The 15,676-nt window shown below is 64.2% G+C and carries 17 protein-coding genes; 14 read left to right on the top strand and 3 right to left on the bottom strand.

What is annotated here, in order from left to right; translation table 11 throughout:
• The first annotated feature begins 45 nt into the window (after positions 1 to 45).
• The 7 genes from ACX3OW_RS02990 (at position 46) to ACX3OW_RS02960 (ending at position 5,679) form a co-directional block, all read left to right on the top strand.
• Positions 46 to 660 (top strand): ribonuclease D, encoded by a 615-nt coding sequence (locus ACX3OW_RS02990; RefSeq protein WP_459094251.1) that lies wholly within the window; start codon positions 46 to 48, stop codon positions 658 to 660.
• 18 nt (positions 661 to 678) lie between these two features.
• Positions 679 to 1,332, top strand: a complete 654-nt coding sequence (locus ACX3OW_RS02985) for a hypothetical protein (protein ID WP_459094250.1) — start codon at positions 679 to 681, stop codon at positions 1,330 to 1,332.
• Positions 1,329 to 1,781 (top strand): LptA/OstA family protein, encoded by a 453-nt coding sequence (locus ACX3OW_RS02980; protein ID WP_459094249.1) that lies wholly within the window; start codon positions 1,329 to 1,331, stop codon positions 1,779 to 1,781. Before ACX3OW_RS02985 ends, ACX3OW_RS02980 begins: the two co-directional genes overlap by 4 nt.
• Positions 1,778 to 2,536: an LPS export ABC transporter ATP-binding protein gene (gene lptB, locus ACX3OW_RS02975; RefSeq protein WP_459094248.1), complete on the top strand. Its 759-nt coding sequence runs from the start codon at positions 1,778 to 1,780 to the stop codon at positions 2,534 to 2,536. Before ACX3OW_RS02980 ends, lptB begins: the two co-directional genes overlap by 4 nt.
• 304 nt (positions 2,537 to 2,840) lie before the next feature.
• Positions 2,841 to 4,349: an RNA polymerase factor sigma-54 gene (gene rpoN, locus ACX3OW_RS02970; protein WP_459094247.1), complete on the top strand. Its 1,509-nt coding sequence runs from the start codon at positions 2,841 to 2,843 to the stop codon at positions 4,347 to 4,349.
• A gap of 241 nt (positions 4,350 to 4,590) precedes the next feature.
• Entirely contained in the window at positions 4,591 to 5,166 is a 576-nt protein-coding gene (locus tag ACX3OW_RS02965) for a ribosome hibernation promotion factor (protein ID WP_459094246.1), read from the top strand.
• A 45-nt stretch (positions 5,167 to 5,211) separates the two neighbouring features.
• The gene (locus ACX3OW_RS02960; protein ID WP_459094245.1) at positions 5,212 to 5,679 is read left to right on the top strand and encodes a PTS sugar transporter subunit IIA; all 468 of its coding nucleotides are present in this window, start codon (positions 5,212 to 5,214) and stop codon (positions 5,677 to 5,679) included.
• 208 nt (positions 5,680 to 5,887) lie between these two features.
• Here ACX3OW_RS02960 and ACX3OW_RS02955 read toward each other — a convergent pair whose 3' ends face one another.
• Positions 5,888 to 6,175 carry a DUF1150 family protein gene (locus tag ACX3OW_RS02955; protein WP_459094244.1) on the bottom strand — a complete coding sequence of 96 codons (288 nt, stop codon included), beginning with the start codon at positions 6,173 to 6,175 and terminating at the stop codon, positions 5,888 to 5,890.
• Between the two features lie 16 nt (positions 6,176 to 6,191).
• A complete protein-coding gene (locus tag ACX3OW_RS02950) occupies positions 6,192 to 6,611 on the bottom strand; it encodes an Hsp20 family protein (RefSeq protein WP_459094243.1) in 420 nt (139 codons plus the stop codon).
• Between the two features lie 123 nt (positions 6,612 to 6,734).
• Between ACX3OW_RS02950 and ACX3OW_RS02945 the strand changes: the two genes are divergently transcribed.
• Entirely contained in the window at positions 6,735 to 7,598 is an 864-nt protein-coding gene (locus ACX3OW_RS02945) for a glycosyltransferase family 2 protein (RefSeq protein WP_459094242.1), read from the top strand.
• On the opposite strand, the gene ACX3OW_RS02940 is transcribed toward ACX3OW_RS02945, so the two are convergent.
• Complete coding sequence (locus ACX3OW_RS02940) at positions 7,591 to 8,133, bottom strand: TetR/AcrR family transcriptional regulator (protein WP_459094241.1); 543 nt, start codon at positions 8,131 to 8,133, stop codon at positions 7,591 to 7,593. The two genes, ACX3OW_RS02945 and ACX3OW_RS02940, sit on opposite strands and share 8 nt — an antisense overlap.
• A gap of 89 nt (positions 8,134 to 8,222) precedes the next feature.
• On the opposite strand from ACX3OW_RS02940, the gene ACX3OW_RS02935 reads away from it, so the two are divergent.
• From ACX3OW_RS02935 to pheT, 6 genes are all read left to right on the top strand, one after another.
• On the top strand, positions 8,223 to 9,743 hold the full coding sequence (locus ACX3OW_RS02935; RefSeq protein ID WP_459094240.1) for an MFS transporter: 1,521 nt from the start codon (positions 8,223 to 8,225) through the stop codon (positions 9,741 to 9,743).
• Between the two features lie 135 nt (positions 9,744 to 9,878).
• A complete protein-coding gene (rpmI, locus tag ACX3OW_RS02930) occupies positions 9,879 to 10,079 on the top strand; it encodes a 50S ribosomal protein L35 (protein WP_056230654.1) in 201 nt (66 codons plus the stop codon).
• Between the two features lie 20 nt (positions 10,080 to 10,099).
• Entirely contained in the window at positions 10,100 to 10,501 is a 402-nt protein-coding gene (rplT, locus tag ACX3OW_RS02925; RefSeq protein ID WP_459094239.1) for a 50S ribosomal protein L20, read from the top strand.
• A gap of 113 nt (positions 10,502 to 10,614) precedes the next feature.
• Complete coding sequence (gene pheS / locus ACX3OW_RS02920; RefSeq protein ID WP_459094238.1) at positions 10,615 to 11,745, top strand: phenylalanine--tRNA ligase subunit alpha; 1,131 nt, start codon at positions 10,615 to 10,617, stop codon at positions 11,743 to 11,745.
• A 183-nt stretch (positions 11,746 to 11,928) separates the two neighbouring features.
• Positions 11,929 to 12,969, top strand: coding sequence for an ASCH domain-containing protein (locus ACX3OW_RS02915; RefSeq protein WP_459094237.1), 1,041 nt, complete (start codon positions 11,929 to 11,931; stop codon positions 12,967 to 12,969).
• 12 nt (positions 12,970 to 12,981) lie between these two features.
• Complete coding sequence (gene pheT, locus ACX3OW_RS02910; RefSeq protein ID WP_459094236.1) at positions 12,982 to 15,402, top strand: phenylalanine--tRNA ligase subunit beta; 2,421 nt, start codon at positions 12,982 to 12,984, stop codon at positions 15,400 to 15,402.
• Positions 15,403 to 15,676: the final 274 nt, after the last annotated feature.

Below are 15,676 nucleotides of genomic sequence, written 5' to 3'. Positions count from 1 at the left end.
TTTTGCTGTGTCATCAGAGATCAAACGCAATTTTAGAGAAATTTCATGGCCATCCGACTGCACCGCGGCGATCTGCCGGACCTTTCCCGTTATGGCCGCGAAGTGGCGATCGATACCGAAACCATGGGCCTCGACCCGCATCGCGACCGGCTTTGCGTCATCCAGCTGTCGCCCGGCGATGGCAGCGCCGATGTGGTGCAGATCCCGCAAAACGCCACCGAGGCGCCCAATCTGGTCAAACTCCTCGGCGACGCCAATGTCACCAAGATCTTCCATTACGCGCGCTTCGACGTCGCCGTGCTCAAGCAGCGTTTCGGCGTGGTCACCGGCCCGATCTATTGCACCAAGATCGCATCCAAGCTGGTGCGCACCTATACCGACCGGCATGGGCTGAAGGATCTGGTGCGCGAGCTGCTCAATGTCGATCTGAGCAAGCAGCAGCAGAGTTCGGATTGGGGCCAGGACAAGCTGAGCGATGCCCAGCTCGATTACGCCGCCGCCGACGTGCTCTATCTGCATGACCTCAAGCGCCATCTCGACCGCATGCTGAAGCGCGAAGGCCGCACCGAGCTGGCGCAGTCCTGCTTTGACTTCCTCAAGACGCGCTGCGAACTCGATCTGCTCGGCTGGGCCGAAACCGATATTTTTGCCCATAGCTGAGCCCGCTGAGGAGAGACCATGAGTCTGCATGGCGATGCCGCACAAAGGCTGACGATTTACCGGGGGCTGCAAAGCCGCAACCGGATCGTCGCTATTTTGCGCATCGGCGTGCCGGTGCTGGGCGTCATCGCGCTCGCCACCCTGATGCTGCAGATCTATGTGTCGAGCCTGGGCAGCCGTTTCGGCGTCGGCCAGATCAGCGTCACCTCCGAACGCGTCACCGTCGAGGCGCCCGAATATGCCGGCGTGCTGAGCAATGGCACCGCCTATCGGGTCTCGGCCAGCGCTGCGCAGGCCGCCACCAGCGCCACCGACCGCATCGGGCTGATTGATGCGGCGCTGACCATGCTGCGGCCCGATGGCGTCAGCATGCAGGTCGATGCGCCGCTGGCCGTGCTCGATACCACCAACCAGTTGGTCACCGTCGAGGGCGAGGCCCAGGTCAGCAATTCGCTGGGCACCACCGGCGTCGTCGCCAATTCGGTGTTCGACTATGCCAGCCAGGCGCTGGTCGGCAAGGGTCCGGTGACGGTGGATTATGCCGATGGCACCCATATTGTCGCCGAAGGCATCACTTATGATGCTGTCGGGCTGGTCTGGACATTCAGCCGCGCCACGGTCACCCTCCCCAACACGCCGGGAGCCCGGCCAACCAAGATGGAATCACCATGATCAAGCGTCTGCTGCTGGCCTTCGCCTTGACCCTGCTGGCGCAGCCCGCCTGGGCCCAGCAGAAGGTGGAAATCACCGCCGATCTGTTCACCGTCGACGAGAACACCCAGGAAGCGGTGTTCACCGGCAATGTCGTGGTGGTGCATCCCACGGTCAAAGTCTGGGCCGACAAGGTGGTGGCCATGTATGGCGAGGGCGGCACCAGCGATATCGAAAGCTTTGTCGCCACCGGCACGGTGCGGCTGGTCACCAAGGATCAGGACGCCACCGGCGAGCAGGCAGTGTTCACCCCGGGCGACCAGATGCTGCGCCTCACCGGCAATGTGCTGGTCACCAATTCGGGCGGCACCGTCCAGGCCGGCGAGCTGCTGGTGAACCTCAATACCAATGTCTCCACCTTCACCAACAAGGACGGCGGGCGCGTCACCGGAGTGTTCACCTCGCAATGAGCGACGCAAGCAACACACCGCGCATCGACCAGACCGGCTGGCTGGTGGCCCATGGGCTGGCCAAGAGCTTTGGCAAGCGCGTGGTGGTGCGCGACGTCTCCATCGCCGTGCGGCGCGGCGAAGCGGTCGGGCTGCTCGGCCCCAATGGCGCGGGCAAGACCACGGTTTTCACCATGATCATGGGGCTGGTCAAACCCAATGCAGGCAGCATCAGCCTTGATGGCAGGCCGATCACCCATTTGCCGCTGTTCCAGCGCGGCCAGCTCGGCATCGGCTATCTGCCGCAGGAGCCGTCGATTTTTCGCGGTCTGTCGGTGCGCGGCAATATTCTGGCGGTGCTGGAAAACCACGTGAAGGGCCGCGCCGAACGCAAGCGGCGGCTCGATGCGCTGCTCGAGGAATTTTCCATCCAGCATCTGGCCAATGCCAATGCGCTGGCTTTGTCGGGCGGCGAGCGCCGCCGCGTCGAGATCGCCCGGGCGCTGGCCGCCGACCCGATTTTCATGCTGCTCGACGAGCCCTTTGCCGGCGTCGACCCCATCGCCGTGGCCGAGGTCAAGGGACTGGTGCGCCAGCTCACCCAACGCGGCATTGGCGTCTTGATCACCGACCATGCGGTGCGCGAAACCCTGGGCCTGGTCGACCGTGCCTATGTCATCCATGGCGGCAAGGTGATGATCCAGGGGCGCCCCGAAACCATCAGCGCCGACCCCGATGCCCGCCGCGTCTATCTCGGCGAGGGCTTTGAACTCTAGGAGCGGGCGACCCGTGAAGCGTCGGCCCCTTCGCCCCCTCGCCCCTCAGGGGAGAGGGAAGGGGTGAGGGGTGAGGGGTGAAGGGTGAAGGCCTCACAGCATAATCGCGATGCTGAACCCCTCATCCGGCCCTGCGGGCCACCTTCTCCCCTCAGGGGAGAAGGGAAGTACGCTCACCTCAGCGCCCGGCAAACCCTGGAATGCGCAAGCCCCCAACCACTTGGCACAAAACTTGCTCTGACCAAAAATATGCGGCATGGTCCGGCCGAATTACTGCTGATTTTGCCCCAAGGGTCTTGTTTGAATGGCACTTTCGCCGCGTCTCGAATTCCGTCAGACCCAGAGCCTGACCCTGACGCCGCAGCTGATGCAGTCGATTCGGCTGCTGCAGCTGAGCCATCTCGAACTCAATGCCTTCGTCGATGCCGAGCTGCTGGCCAACCCCCTGCTGGAGCGCGAAGACGGCGCCGAGCCCGGCGAGCCCGAGCCGGTCGAAGCCGAGCGCTCCACCGAAATCAACGCCTATGAAGACACGGTCGATCGCGGCGAACGCATTCAGGACGCCGATTCGATCGCCGATGGCTACGACACCGCCGTGGACAACGTGTTTCCCGACCAGAGCGCGCAGGATCAGCTCAATCCGCAGAGCCGGCTCGACCGCAATGGCGCCAACGCGTCCGGCGATGCTCCCGATCTCGACCAGTTCGTCGCCTCGCGGCCGCTGCTCAGCGAGCATCTGGAAAACCAGGCCAACATGCTGCTGCGGACGCCGGCCGACCGGCTGATCGCCCGCCATCTGATCGATGGGCTCAACGAGGCCGGCTATCTCACCAGTGATCTCGATGCGCTGGCCGAATTGCTGGGGGCCGAGCGCGCCGATATCGAGGCGGTGCTCGAAGCGCTGCAGGGCTGCGATCCGGTCGGGGTGTTTGCCCGCACGGTGCCGGAATGCCTCGCCATCCAATTGCGCGAGCGCGACCGGCTCGATCCGATGATGGCCAAGCTGCTCGAGCATATCGGCCTGCTGGCCAGCCATGATCTGGTCGGGCTGATGCGGGAAGTCGGCTGCGATCGCGAAGATTTGATGGACATGCTGGCCGAAATTCGCCAACTCGACCCCAAGCCGGGCCTGGCCTTCGATAGCGGCCCGGTCGAAGCGGTGGTGCCCGACGTGTTCGTGCGGCGCGGCCCCGATGGCGGCTGGCAGATCGAGCTGAATGCCGAAACCCTGCCCCGCGTGCTGGTCAACCGGGTCTACTATGCCACGGTCACCAAAAAGACCCGCGATCCTGCGGAGAAATCCTTCCTGTCCGACTGTCTCGCCACCGCCAACTGGCTCACCAAGAGCCTGGATCAGCGGGCGCAGACCATCCTCAAGGTGGCTGCCGAAATCACGCGCCAGCAGGATGGCTTTCTCACCCATGGCATCGCCCATCTCCGGCCGATGACGCTGAAAATGGTGGCCGAAACCATCGCCATGCACGAATCGACGGTCAGCCGCGTCACCGCCAATAAATATCTGGCGACGCCGCGCGGTCTGTTCGAGATGAAATACTTTTTCACCACCGCCATCGCCTCCAGCGACGGCGGCAGCGAGCATTCGGCCGAAGCGGTGCGCCACCGCATTCGCCAGCTCATCGAGGCCGAAGTGATCAGCGCGGTGCTGTCCGACGACACCATCGCCGCCATGCTGAAACAGGAGCAGGGCATCGAATTGGCCCGCCGCACCGTGGCCAAGTATCGGGAGGGAATGAATATTCCCTCATCGGTGATGCGCCGGCGGCAGAAGAAAAATCTGGAGCAGATCGGCTAGCGGGGCAAATCACCCGTCCCCGAAAATCCGCAGGCGAAGGCTAAGGCCATTATGTGGCGAAGTCCAAAGGATAAACGCTGCAGCAGGGGGAGTTGCGCATTGTTCGGCACGGCGGGCGGGGCTAGCATCGGGGTCGCAGACTACCCACATCATGAGGCTAGGCTGCAGACGTGATCCCGAAAACCGGGTCCCGGCTTTCGAGATCCTCGTCGAACCAAAACGACAGAAGGAAGAGGATGCCATGACTTTGCGCGTTTCGGGAAAGAACATGGATGTCGGCGATGCCCTGCGCGGCAAGGCGCAGGACCATTTTGCGGTCGTGGTCGGCAAATATTTTGACGGCGGCTATAACGGACATCTCACCCTCAGCCCCGATGGCATCGGCTTTCGAGCCGATTGCGTCGTTCACCTCGATACCGGGGCAAGCCTGCAGGCCAGCGCTCAGGGGGGCGACCCCACCAGCGCCTATGAGATCATGGCGATCAACATTGAAAAGCGCCTGCGCCGCTACAATCGCAAGCTGCGCCAGCGGCCGCGTGGCGCCAATGGCGCCGGTGAGGACTTCACCGCCAATTACACCGTGCTTGGGGCCAGCGACGAGTTCGATGAACTCGATGCCGACTATGCGCCCCCGGTGATTGCCGAGACCACGCAGAACCTGCGCCAGATGAGCGTTGAGGAGGCCGTGATGGAGCTGGATCTGACCGCTGGACAGGTCGTGATGTTCCGCCATGCTGGACATGGCGGGCTGAATGTGGTCTACCGCCGCTCCGATGGCAATATTGGCTGGATAGACCCAGCCCTCGGGGCCAATTGACGCCCGGACGCCACAATTTAGCGTAATCAATCCCAGGGCAGATTTATGGAATTGGCCGATATTTTGGTTGAGCGCGCGGTACTTTGCTGTACCGGCGTGAAAACGAAACGCCAGTTATTTGAAGAGCTTGCGGAACGGGCAGCAGAGCTTACCGGGCATCCTGCGGCCGAGATTCTGGAGGCGATCACCAGCCGAGAAGAACTGGGATCGACCGGGCTGGGCAATGGCATTGCCATCCCGCACGGCAAGATTGCTGGCCTAAAGACAGTGACCGCGCTGGTGGCGCGGCTGGATCACCCCATCGAATTCGATGCGGTGGACGACCAGCCCGTCGATATCGTGGTCATGCTGCTGGCGCCCACGGGCGCCGGTGCCGATCACCTCAAGGCGCTGTCGCGCGTGGCGCGACTGCTGCGCACGGAATCGGTGGTGGACGAATTGCGCCAGGCCAATGACCCGGCCCATCTGCGCGCCGTGTTCACCGCGTCAGACGAAACCCACTACGCCGCCTGATTTTTGGCCGCGAGAAACACCAAGACCCCCGCGCTTTCGCCCGGGGGTCTTTTTTGTTTGCTCTATGTCCCCACACCCACCGCGTCATCCCGGCCTTGAGCCGGGACCCATCCTGAGATGGCGGTCGCGACACGATCCGGGGATGGGCCCCGGCTTTCGCCGGGGTGACATCGTGGGTGGGGGAGCGAAACTGCGCGGGGCGAAGCCCCTAATGCAGCGTCGCCAGGCCCAAATTCTTGTCGCCGAGCCAGTCGGCCACGGAATCCTCGGTATCGGTCACCAGCAGCGGCGTGCCATCGGCGGACATCACCAGCTGGTAATCCAGGCCGGGCTCAAACTCGGCATCGTGGATCATGGTCGAAAGGACAGCACCGCGCACCGGCCGTACATAAGCGACAGCATCGCCACCCAGCGCAGCGAACTGCGCGCGGGTCAGCAGCTTCAGCGGGTGTACCAGCGCAGCGGCCTCGGCCTCGTCATTGCGTTTCTCATACATCTGGTCGGCCCTTTCCTCAAAGTGAGCGAATGTCGATACGTCGGGCGATCTTGGGCGTCCGGGGACGCTCTACTGCAACAACGAGCATACCATGCCCAAGAGTTGCATCCTTCACGATCATGCCATCGGCCAGAAGGAAGCTCCGCTGGAATTGTCGCGCCGCGATACCGCGATGCAGGAACTCCCGTCCCGGTTCATCCTTCTGTCGGCCGCGCACCACGATCTGGCCGTCTTCGGCCAGCACTTCGAGCTCGCTGACGCCAAAGCCGGCTACGGCAATGGACACCAGAAAATGCTCGGTGCCTTCGGCATCGATCCGGCGCTCGATATTATAGGGCGGGTAGCCGTCGGCAGACTTGGTCAGCCGGTCGACACGCTCCTCGAAGCCATCGAAGCCGAGGAGAAAGGGAGCGGAAAACACCGAAATACGCGACATCCACGCCGTCCTTGAGTATCAAGCAACGTATCAGCGCGGACCCATTCAGAACTTGGCATCGCGCGCCTGACGGAGATATGGGACAAGCCAGCGTCCCATTCAAGAGCGCCGGAGGAACAGCCTATGGATCGCACCGTCGCCATCATCACCCCGGCCTGGAAGGCGCAGGACACACTGGTCGCCACGGTGCAAAGCGTGTTGGCGCAAACCCATGCGCATTGGGAATGGTGGCTGATCGCCGATGACGGCGCCGATTATGAAGCCTTCCTGGCCGATCAGGGCATTCGCGACAAGCGCTTTCGCTTCCTCAGCAGCGGCGGCAGCGGGCGCGGCGCGTCCAACACCCGCAATGTGGCGCTGGAGCAGCTCACCGCCCCCTATGCCGCCATTCTCGACGCCGATGACCGGTTGAAGCCCCGCAAGCTCGAACTGGCCGTCGCGGCCCTCGCCGACCACAGCATCGTCACCACCGCGCTCGACGTGATGACCGACAGCTTTGCCCATCTGCGCCATGTCGGAGCCGGCCCCGATCGCGTGCTGACGCCGGGCGCGCATAAATGGGTGAGCCTCTCGATGGATTCGATGCTGGTCTGGGATCGCCGCCGTGCCGATGGCCGCTACGACCCGACCATGAGCAATATGACCGACCTCGAATTCCTGCTGCAGCTCTATCGCACCGCGCCGACCTCGCTGCATCTGGGCACGCCGCTGCATGATTACGTCAAGCGCTCCAGCTCGATGAGCAATGGCGCCAATGTCGCCGCCGGCATGATCGCCTCCAAAACCGAAATCCTGCGCCGGCTGCAAAGTGGCCATTACGGCCTGCCCGCCGCCGAGGCCGACGGCGTCGCCGCCTTCCTGACCATTTCGCTCGACGCCGAGGCCCGCTATGGCGCCGCGCTGGCGGCCAAACCCGGCCTGCTGTTCGAGGATCACCTCGAGCCGATGCTGGCAGTGGCCGCGACCCGCCCCGCCGCGCTCAGCTGAGCAGGATGGCGATGATATCCTCGTGGATGACGCGCCATTCCTCAGCGCCGAACGGATAAAAGCCAAAACCGCGCAGCATGAAGGCCCCTTCGGTCGCCAGCAGCGCCAGCCTCGCCTTGCGCCCCACCTCGGCTGACAGATCGAGCCGGTCGAACAGTGATTGATAATAGGCCCGGCTTTCCTGCTGGAAATTGGGCGAGCGCACGAAGCTGGCCATCAGGGCGACGGCGCGCGCCTGGGCCGCCTCGTCTTCCTGGCTGCTGGCCATGACATGGGCGGCGAAATGCGCCTTGGGACCGTCGGCAGCGATGGCAAGAAACTGCTCGACCAGCGCGTCATAGGTCGCGGTAACCCGGCGCATCATTTCGTCGATCAGCGTATCCTTGGTGGTAAAGGCATAGAGCACGCCGCCCTTGCTGACCCCGGCCTCCCTGGCCACGGCGTCCATGGTCAGGCCGTTGGCGCCATCGCGCAGCACCACGCGCTCGGCCGCATCTAGCAATGCCCCACGATCAATTGTTTGACGCCGACCCATGATTTTCTCTTTTCAATCCGTCTGGACGGATATATGTAGCAGCCCGCGCTATCACAATGCAATTCGCGCGCTGCGCAAAGAGGTTTTCGATGCCGACCGCAACCAATCGCTGGTTGATTCTCACCGCCGTCATGCTGGCTTTCATCCCCATCGTGGTCGATATGACCATTCTGCATATCGCGGTGCCCTCGCTCACTTTGGCCCTCGGCGCCACCGGAACCGAGATCTTGTGGATCATCGATATCTACCCGCTGGTGATGGCTGGCCTGCTGGTGCCGATGGGCACTTTGGCCGACCGGGTCGGGCACCGTCGTATGCTGCTGACCGGCCTCGTGGTCTTCATCATCGCCTCGACCGCCGCCGCCTTTGCCCCCACCGCGATGGCGCTGATTGCGGCCCGCGCCCTGCTGGCCGTCGGCGCGGCGATGGTGATGCCGAACATTCTGGCCATCATTCGCCAGACCTTCGTGGATAGCCGCGAACGCGGCATGGCGCTGGGGCTATGGGGCACGGTCGGCGCCGCCGGTGCCGCTATGGGCCCGCTGGCCGGTGGTGCGCTGCTGGAGCAATTCTGGTGGGGCGCGGTGTTCCTGGTCAATGTGCCGATCATGCTGGTGGTGTGGCCGCTGGCCTTTGCCACCCTGCCCAAAAACCGGCCGGCGCGCGCTGGCAACTGGACCATCGGGCAAGCGCTGGTGCTGATCGCCGGGCTGTTGACCACGGTCTATGCGATCAAAACCGGCTTCCGCGCCGATAATTCGCCGCTCATGACGGGGGCGCTGCTGGTCATCGGGCTGGGGCTGCTGGGCTGGTTCGCCCGCCGGCAGCTGGTGTCGGCGTCGCCGATGCTCGATCTGAGCCTGTTCACCCGCCCGGCCATTGCCATGGGCATGGTGATTGCGCTGGTGGTCTCCGGTTCGCTCGCCGGGGTAGAGCTGACCATTGCCCAGGAGCTGCAATTCGTGGTCGGCCATTCCCCGCTGCAGGCCGGGCTGTTCATGATGCCGCTGGTCATCGCTTCGGCGGTGGGCGGCCCGCTGGCAGGCTATCTCACCAGCCTTGTTGGACTGCGTCTGGTGGCGACGGCATCGCTGGCGGTCGCCGCTGCGGCGCTGGCCGGGCTGGGCATTGCCGACTTCCACGCGCCCGGTGCCGGCGTCATGCTCTGCATGGTGCTGCTCGGCCTGTCGCTCAGTATCGGGCTCACCGCCTCCTCCATCGCCATCATGGGCAGTGCCCCGCTCGACAAGGCCGGTGCCGCCGGGTCGCTGGAAAGTACCGGCTTCGAGCTGGGCGCGGGCCTGGGCATCACCTTTTTCGGCGTCCTGCTGGCTGCCAGCTATGGTGCCGGCATGGTCATGCCACCGGCGCTGGCGGCCTTGGTGCCGGCTGGGGCCGGCGATTCCATCGGCGAGACCATGCTGGCGGCCGAGCGATTGGGCGGCGCTGAAGGCGAAGCCCTGGCCACCGCCGCGCGCCTGGCCTTTTCCGGGGCACACGGCACGGTCTTGCTGAGTGCAGCGGCGCTGATTGCCGTGCTGGCGGTGGTAGTGCTGGTGGCGTTGCGCCACTACCGCGAACCGGAGGCTGAACTGGCCTCGCAGCCTTGAGGTCCGGACTTGCCTTGCCGCCAGTTTCCCCCTATAGAGCCCACTTCTCCGGACCGCCCGGCCAACAGGCATGCCGTGGCGGTCTTTGAAAGCGATAGGCCCTAAACCAGCCCATCTAGAACAAGGACCCGCAAAATGCCCAAGATGAAGACGAAATCTGGCGCCAAAAAGCGTTTCAGTTTCACAGCGACCGGTCGTGTCAAGGCAGGCGTCGCCGGCAAGCGCCACCGCCTGATCAACCACAACGCCAAGTACATTCGCACGAACCGCGGCACCAAGATCCTCGCCAAGGGCGATGAGGGTCTGGTGAAGTGGTACATGCCGTACAACCGCTAACGCTGAAGGGAAGCTGACACATGTCACGCGTTAAAAGAGGCGTTACCGCTCACGCCCGCCACAAAAAAGTATTGAAGGCTGCGGAGGGCTATTATGGCCGCCGCAAGTCAACGATCCGCATCGCCAAGCAGGCCGTCGAAAAGGCCGGCCAGTACGCGTATCGCGACCGTCGCAACAAGAAGCGCAATTTCCGCGCGCTCTGGATCCAGCGTATCAACGCTGCCGTCCGCGATTACGGCCTGACCTATGGTCGATTTATCGACGGCCTCAGCAAGGCTGAGGTTGCCGTTGACCGCAAGGTGCTGAGCGATCTCGCGATCACCCAGCCTGAAGCGTTCGGCGTGCTGGTCGCTAAGGCCAAGGCTGCGCTTGTGTATCTGGATGGTGTCGAAGCCACCACCCACGCACGCATCAACGCCTAACACTCCCCAGCGCTGCTGAGGCTGAATATGCGCCTTGCGCCACCCGATAAGGGCTGGCGCGGGGCGTTTTGTTTTGGTCTAACCGCCCGTAATCTGTCCGAACGAGTTCTGCCATGTCCCTCGATAGCCAAATCGCCACCCTCCGCACCGATCTGTCGGCCGCCATTGCAGCTGCCGGGGACGATGCCGCGCTGGACGCGGTGCGCGTCGCCGCCCTGGGCAAGAAGGGCAGCGTTTCAGCGCTGCTGGCCTCGCTCGGCTCCATGGCCGCCGAAGACCGCAAAAGCGCCGGCCCGGCGATCAACGGCCTCAAGGTCGAAATCGCCGGTCTGATCGAGACCAAGAGCGCCACCCTCAAGGCCGCCGCGCTCGACGCCCGCCTCAAGGCCGAAACCGTCGATGTCACCCTGCCCTTGCAGGCAGCCCCGACAGCGCGCGGCCGCGTCCACCCGATCAGCCAGACCATCGACGAAATCACCGCGATCTTCTCCGACATGGGCTTTTCCATCGCCGAAGGTCCCGATATCGAGACCGACTATTTCAACTTCACCGCGCTGAATTTCCCCGAAGGCCATCCGGCCCGCGAGATGCACGACACCTTCTTCATGAAGCCCGGCCCCGACGGCGTGAAAAAGGTGCTGCGCACCCACACCTCGCCGGTGCAGATGCGGGTGATGCAGAAGAGCAATGAAAAGCCCGCCGCCAGCTACATCACCCCCGCCATGGATCCGCCGATCCGCGTGGTGATGCCCGGCCGCACCTATCGCAATGACTCAGACCAGACCCACACCCCGATGTTCCATCAGGTCGAAGGCCTGGTCATCGACAAGTCGAGCCATATCGGCCAGCTGCGCTGGGTGTTGGAGGAATTCCTAAAAGCCTATTTCGAGGTGCCCAACGTCACCCTGCGCTTCCGCCCCAGCTTCTTCCCCTTCACCGAGCCGTCGATGGAAGTCGACGTGCAATGCGACCGCTCGGGCAATGAGGTCAAGATCGGCGAAGGCAGCGACTGGCTGGAAATTCTCGGCTGCGGCATGGTCCACCCCAATGTGATCCGCCACGCCGGGCTCGACCCCGACGTCTATCAGGGCTTTGCCTGGGGCATCGGCATCGACCGCATCGCCATGCTGAAATACGGCATGCCCGACCTTCGTGCGTTTTTCGACGCCGACCAGCGCTGGATCGACCATTACGGCTTCCGCCCCCTCGACCTGCCGACCCTGTTCGGCGGGCTGAGCAGCTAAGATGCTCTGCTTCCAAGAACCGGCACCTCAGTCGACGCCCTCCCCCTTGCGGGGAGGGATCAAGGGTGGGGGTAGATTGGCCCCAATATCGGGGCTCTCACACCCCCTCCCAACCTCCCCCGTCGAGGGGGAGGTGTCGCTCCGTGGTTGGGACGCGCTCCGTGGCTATGGCGAGGCGCAGCTATGACTCTGCCATCCCACTATGCCAACGCCATCCAGTTCAGCTTCGGCGACTCGCCGCACCTGGCCGATGAGCTGCTCGCCCTGGTGCTCGCCGGCAAAAAAACCGCGACCTGCGGCGCCTTGCGCGACTATGGCCCCGGCAAGGAGGCCATGCCGGCCGTCGGTCGCCGCGACGTGGTGCTGAACGGCGCGGGCGAACCCGCTTGCGTCATCGAAACGCTATCGGTCGAAACCACCCGCTTCGATGCCGTCCCCGAGGCTTTTGCCGTCGCCGAAGGCGAAGGCCCCTATGCCGCCTGGCGCGCAGGCCACGAAACCTATTTCGCCCGCAATGGCGGCTTTGCCCCCGACATGGGCCTGGTCTGCGAGCGCTTCCGGCTCGTGGAAGTCCTCCCCGCCGGCCGCCCGATCTATAACCAGGTCGCCACGCCTATCTTTATCGTCACCGATATCGAATCGGATGGCCCGACGCCGCTGCATAATTCCATGCTGAGCTTTGCCTCGGTGGCCATCGCCGCCGATGGCACGCAATATGGCGAGTTCGAAGCCCAGCTCTTGGCCCGCCCCGACCGCACCACCAATGAAACCACCATGGCGTGGTGGAAAACCCAGCCCGAAGCCTGGGCCGCCACCACCGCCAATGCCGAAGCTCCCGCCGTGGTCATGCCGCGCTTTGCCGACTGGGTGGAAGCCCTGCCCGGCCCAAAGGTGTTCGTCGCCGCGCCGATGATTTTCGACGGGCTGTGGATGGATCATTATCTCGATGAATTCGCCGGCACCCGCGTGCTGAGCGGCCCGTTCAAGCAGCGCCAAATTTTCCGCGGCGGCGGCATTTGCCTCTACACCATGGCCGGCACGCTGCGCGGCGCGCCCTATCTTGACTGGGGCATGAGCAAGCTGCCCGCCGAATTTTACGGCCACATTGCCCACACCCACAAAGCCATCGACGATGCGCGGGGCTTTGCCCATGTGCTGGTCGAATTGTTCAAAATCTCCCGTGCCCTGCCTGCCATCAACGGCAGCAAGTCCGACTTCCGCTAAGGTGCCAAAACCATGAAATTCACCCTCGACTGGCTCAAGCAGCACCTCGACACCGACGCGTCGGCTGATGAAATCGGCAAGACGCTGACCCTGGTCGGGCTCGAACTCGAAGGCATGGAAGATCAGGGCAAGGCGCTGAGCGCCTTCGTCACCGCCCATATCGTCTCGGCCGAACAGCATCCCAATGCCGACAAGCTCCGCGTCTGCAAGGTCGATGCCGGCAGCGGCGAATTGATCGACGTGGTCTGCGGCGCCCCCAATGCCCGCACCGGCCTCAAATCCGTGTTCGCCTTCCCCGGCACCTATATTCCGGGCAAGGACATGACCATCGGCAAGGGCAATATCCGGGGGCAGGTGTCCAACGGCATGCTGTGCTCCAATGCCGAGCTGGAACTCAGCAACGATCACGACGGCATTATCGAACTGCCGGCAGACGCCCCGATTGGCGTCCCCTATCCCGACTATGCCGGGATCAATGGCGTGATCTTCGATATCTCCATCACCCCCAATCGCGGCGACGCCACCGGCGTCTATGGCATTGCCCGCGATCTGGCCGCCTTTGGCCTCGGCACGCTCAAAGCCACCGACATGTCGCCGGTGCCGTCGCAGGGCCCGAGCCCGATTGCGCCGCTGCCGCATCAGTTCGCCGCTGGCGAGCCCAAGGCGATCCGCAAATTCGGCGGCCGCCTGATCACCGGCGTCAAGAATGGCCCCTCGCCCGAGTGGCTGCAGCAGCGCCTGCGCTCCGTCGGCCTGCGTCCCGTCAATGCCGTGGTCGATATCACCAATCTGGTGTCGCTCGGCTGGGGCCGCCCGCTGCACGCCTATGACGCGGACAAAATGGTCGGCCAGCCGGTGCTGCGCAATGCCCGCCCCGGCGAAACGCTCGACGCGCTCGACAACAAGATTTACCCGCTCGATGAGAGCATGACCGTCATCGCCGATGATGACGGTCCGCTCTGCCTCGGCGGCGTCATGGGCGGCATCCGCTCCAGCTCCACCGACGCCACGGTCAATGTGTTCATGGAATGCGCCAGCTGGGACCCCGAACTGATCGCCCGCACCGGCCGCAAGACCGGCATCGTCTCCGATGCCCGCTATCGCCTCGAGCGCAATGTCGATCCGGCCCTGACCGAGCCCGGCCTCGAGCTAGCCACCCGCCTGGTGCTGGAACTCTGCGGCGGCACGCCGCTGGAGCCGGCGATTTCGGGCGAGGACGTCTATCTCAATACCGTGGTCGAATTCCCCCTGTCCGAGGTCAAGCGCCTCACCGGGCTGACCGTGGAGCCGATGGTGGTGAGCGCCATCCTCACGCGCCTCGGCTTCGAGATCACCGGCAAGGGCGATGTGCTCACCGTCAAGGTGCCGAGCTGGCGCCCCGACGTGACGCAGAAGGCCGATCTGGTCGAAGAAGTCATGCGCATGGTCGGCGTCGATAACGTCCCGGTCGAACCGCTGCCGCGTCTCAGCCACGTCGCGCCGCGCATGCTCACCTCCATCCAGAACCGCCGCCGCCTCGCCCGCCGGGCACTGGCCTCGCGCGGACTCGATGAGGCCGTCACCTGGTCCTTCATCTCGCATAGTGAAGCCACCCGCTTCGGTGGCGGGCAGGAAAGCCTGCAGCTGGCCAACGCCATCGCTTCCGACATGACCGACATGCGCCCCTCGCTGCTGCCCGGCCTGCTGGCTGCCTCACGCCGCAACGCCAATCGCGGCCTTGATGATCAGGCCCTGTTCGAAGTCGGCCAGGTGTTCCTCTCGGCCGAGCCGGAAGGCCAGCACACCTATGCCACCGCCATCCGCACCGGCACCGCCAAGCTGGATGGCTCGGGCCGGCACTGGTCGGGCAAGGCCGCTGCTGTCGGTGTGTTCGACGCCAAGGCCGACCTTGCCGCTGCGCTCGACGCACTGGGCTATGACATCGACAAGATGCAAGTCTTGGCCGAACCGGCGCCGTGGAGCCACCCCGGCCGCGGCGGCCGCGTCGCCCAAGGCCCCAAGACCATCGCCTGGTTCGGCGAACTGCACCCGGCCTGGGCCGCCGAACTCGACATTGACGGCCCCGTCGCCGCCTTCGAACTCGATCTCGACGCCCTGCCCGAGCCGCGCAAGAAGGCCACCCGCACCAAGCCGGCTTTGGACCTCTCGAGCCTGATGCCCCTGACCCGCGACTTCGCCTTCGTGGTGGATAAAGCCGTCACCGCCGGGGCGATCCTCAAGGCCGCCCGCGGCGCCGACAAGGGTCTAATCAAGGACGTCGTGGTGTTCGACGTATTCGAAGGCGCTCACGTTGGCGAAGGCAAAAAATCCATCGCCATCGAAGTGACCCTGCAGCCCACCGACAAGACGTTGACCGACGAAGACATCGAAAAAGTCTCCACCGCCATCATCACCGCCGTCACCAAAACCAGCGGCGGCGTGCTGCGCGCCTAAGAGGCACGCCTCTCCCCCCAACCACCACGCTGTACCTCCCCCTATTAGGGGGAGGCTAGGAGGGGGTGCGAGAGCCCCGATGATTGGGCCACCCCCCCACACACCACCCGTCACCCTCGGGCTTGACCCGAGGGCTCTACACTGCCGCCCCAAGTGCAACCCCCTCGGGTCAAGCCCGAGGGTGACGACGCAGTTCTTCCCGCCCCATCGTCATCACCGGGCTCGTCCCGGTGATCCACCTTCGGCGCAGCAGACTGGATTGCCCGGACAAGCC

It is taken from the genome of Devosia sp. A449, from assembly GCF_054489375.1.
This window is presented reverse-complemented; position numbering and strand designations above follow the sequence as displayed.

What these genes read in the sequence shown, in the direction of transcription:
- ACX3OW_RS02980 (WP_459094249.1), top strand. Translation starts at nt 1,329, where the DNA reads ATGATCAAGCGTCTGCTGCTGGCCTTCGCCTTGACCCTGCTGGCGCAG.
- ACX3OW_RS02915 (WP_459094237.1), top strand. Translation starts at nt 11,929, where the DNA reads ATGACTCTGCCATCCCACTATGCCAACGCCATCCAGTTCAGCTTCGGC.
- ACX3OW_RS02950 (WP_459094243.1), bottom strand. Translation starts at nt 6,611, where the DNA reads ATGTCGCGTATTTCGGTGTTTTCCGCTCCCTTTCTCCTCGGCTTCGAT.
- rpoN (WP_459094247.1), top strand. Translation starts at nt 2,841, where the DNA reads ATGGCACTTTCGCCGCGTCTCGAATTCCGTCAGACCCAGAGCCTGACC.
- ACX3OW_RS02985 (WP_459094250.1), top strand. Translation starts at nt 679, where the DNA reads ATGAGTCTGCATGGCGATGCCGCACAAAGGCTGACGATTTACCGGGGG.
- pheS (WP_459094238.1), top strand. Translation starts at nt 10,615, where the DNA reads ATGTCCCTCGATAGCCAAATCGCCACCCTCCGCACCGATCTGTCGGCC.
- lptB (WP_459094248.1), top strand. Translation starts at nt 1,778, where the DNA reads ATGAGCGACGCAAGCAACACACCGCGCATCGACCAGACCGGCTGGCTG.
- rpmI (WP_056230654.1), top strand. Translation starts at nt 9,879, where the DNA reads ATGCCCAAGATGAAGACGAAATCTGGCGCCAAAAAGCGTTTCAGTTTC.
- ACX3OW_RS02965 (WP_459094246.1), top strand. Translation starts at nt 4,591, where the DNA reads ATGACTTTGCGCGTTTCGGGAAAGAACATGGATGTCGGCGATGCCCTG.
- pheT (WP_459094236.1), top strand. Translation starts at nt 12,982, where the DNA reads ATGAAATTCACCCTCGACTGGCTCAAGCAGCACCTCGACACCGACGCG.
- ACX3OW_RS02945 (WP_459094242.1), top strand. Translation starts at nt 6,735, where the DNA reads ATGGATCGCACCGTCGCCATCATCACCCCGGCCTGGAAGGCGCAGGAC.
- rplT (WP_459094239.1), top strand. Translation starts at nt 10,100, where the DNA reads ATGTCACGCGTTAAAAGAGGCGTTACCGCTCACGCCCGCCACAAAAAA.
- ACX3OW_RS02960 (WP_459094245.1), top strand. Translation starts at nt 5,212, where the DNA reads ATGGAATTGGCCGATATTTTGGTTGAGCGCGCGGTACTTTGCTGTACC.
- ACX3OW_RS02990 (WP_459094251.1), top strand. Translation starts at nt 46, where the DNA reads ATGGCCATCCGACTGCACCGCGGCGATCTGCCGGACCTTTCCCGTTAT.
- ACX3OW_RS02940 (WP_459094241.1), bottom strand. Translation starts at nt 8,133, where the DNA reads ATGGGTCGGCGTCAAACAATTGATCGTGGGGCATTGCTAGATGCGGCC.
- ACX3OW_RS02955 (WP_459094244.1), bottom strand. Translation starts at nt 6,175, where the DNA reads ATGTATGAGAAACGCAATGACGAGGCCGAGGCCGCTGCGCTGGTACAC.
- ACX3OW_RS02935 (WP_459094240.1), top strand. Translation starts at nt 8,223, where the DNA reads ATGCCGACCGCAACCAATCGCTGGTTGATTCTCACCGCCGTCATGCTG.